This window comes from Caulobacter sp. 17J65-9 (assembly GCF_010975005.1).
Taxonomy (GTDB): Bacteria; Pseudomonadota; Alphaproteobacteria; order Caulobacterales; family Caulobacteraceae; genus 17J80-11.
On the sequence record NZ_JAAIVC010000296.1, the window covers coordinates 1 to 1,392 of the forward strand.

Genomic DNA, 1,392 nt, shown 5'->3' on the forward strand with positions numbered 1-1,392 from the left:
CCGCTGCTCCGGCCGCTGACGCCGCTGCTCCGGCCGCCGACGCCGCTGCCGCTCCGGCCGCCGACGCCGCTGCCGCTCCGGCCGCTGCCGAAGCCCCGGCTGCCAAGCAGTAATCTTTCACCCTCACGGGTTTGAGATCGAGGGCCGCCCTTCGGGGCGGCCCTTTTGTTTTGGTGTGATGTCTTCCATCCCCCCGCGTGATCCCGACCTGGTCTGGTCCGACGACGGCGCCCCGCGCTCCGGCCGGTTCGGCGACGTCTATTTCTCGGCGCAGGACGGCCTGGCCGAGACCCGCGCGGTCTTCCTGGCCGGCTGCGGCCTGCCCGACGCCTGGACCGGGCGCGAACAGTTCACCGTCGGCGAGCTCGGCTTCGGCACCGGCCTGAACGTCCTGGCCCTGCTGGATCTGTGGCGGCGCGAGCGCCCCGCCGGCGGCCGTCTGAACATCTTTTCCATCGAAGGCTTCCCGATCCGCCGCGAGGAGGCCGAGCGCGCCCACGCCCGCTGGCCCGAGCTGGCCGAGGTGGCAGCCCCGCTGCTGGCCCGCTGGCCGGCGCGCACGCCGGGCTTCCATCGGGTGGACCTGCCCGAATTCGGCGCCACCCTGGACCTGGCCGTGATGGACGTGGCCGAGGCGCTGGCGGCCTGGTCGGGCAAGGCCGACGCCTGGTTCCTGGACGGCTTCGCGCCCTCGACCAATCCGGACATGTGGCGCGACGAGGTGCTGGCCGCGGTGGCCGCCCGCTCGGCCCCCGGCGCGCGCGCCGCGACCTTCACCGTGGCGGGGGCCGTGCGGCGGGGTCTGCAGGCCCAGGGCTTCGAGATCGCCAAGCGTCCGGGCCACGGCCGTAAGCGCGAACGTCTGGAGGCGGTCTTCGGCGGCGCGCCCGAGCCTGTCGCGACGCCGGCCCGTGTTGTGGCGGTGGTCGGCGGCGGCATCGCCGGGGCCTCGCTGGTCCGCGCCTTCAAGGCGCTGGGCGTGACGCCGACCCTGGTCGACTCTGGCGGTCCGGGGGCTTCCGGCAATCCGGCCGCCCTGGTCACCCCGCGCTTCGACGCCGGCGGCGGCCCGATCGCCGCCTTCTACGCCCAGGCCTTCGAGCGGGCCGTGCAGCTCTACGGCGACGAGGCGGTGATCGCCCGCGGCGTGGTCCAGCTGGAAAACACCGACCGCGACCCGTCGAGGTTCGACCGGATCGCCGACCAGCCGCTGTGGCCGGAGGGCGGTCTGGAGCGCCTGACCCCAGAGGCGGCTTCGGCGCGCCTGGGCGAGCCGGTCGCGCGCGGCGGCCTGTTCCTGCGCGACGCCGTGACGGTCGAGCCGGCCGCGGTGGTGCGCGCCTGGACGGCCGACGCGCCGCGCGTCACGGCCGAGGTCGCCCGCCTGGAGGC

1 protein-coding gene is annotated in these 1,392 nt (G+C 75.6%); it reads left to right on the forward strand.

Going from position 1 to position 1,392, the window contains the following annotated elements; all coding sequences use genetic code 11:
* Positions 1-178: 178 nt before the first annotated feature.
* The coding region (gene mnmD, locus G3573_RS21465; protein ID WP_163263659.1) for a tRNA (5-methylaminomethyl-2-thiouridine)(34)-methyltransferase MnmD at positions 179-1,392 on the forward strand (1,214 nt) is incomplete at its 3' end.